At 40.8% G+C, this 289-nt stretch carries 1 protein-coding gene; it reads left to right on the top strand.

The annotated features are described in order from the left end of the window. Positions 1-105 precede the first annotated feature (105 nt). On the top strand, positions 106-289 hold a 184-nt coding region (locus KTE19_RS13775), incomplete at its 3' end, for a transposase (RefSeq protein WP_187347012.1).

Raw genomic sequence — 289 nt, 5'->3', positions numbered from 1 at the left:
TATCTTGTGTAAATGCATAAAAGATTTCTGAATTGTATAGAAATAGGGAATGCCTTCCCTTATGATATTTAGTAACCACAGAAAACATCACAGGAGGCATTCCCCATGAATGAACTTACCACAGAAATTATCGCTGCACTAGCCCAAAAGCAAGATTTGGACGAAGTTTTTCGTCACCACCTCGAAATTGCGATTAACCAGCTGCTTCAAACCGAATTGGCAGAGTTTTTGGGTTACGAACGCTACTCATACGCTGGGATTAACACTGGTAATAACCGCAACGGCAGTT

Source organism: Lentilactobacillus dabitei, from assembly GCF_019061365.1.
Lineage (GTDB): Bacteria > Bacillota > Bacilli > Lactobacillales > Lactobacillaceae > Lentilactobacillus > Lentilactobacillus dabitei.
This window is presented reverse-complemented; position numbering and strand designations above follow the sequence as displayed.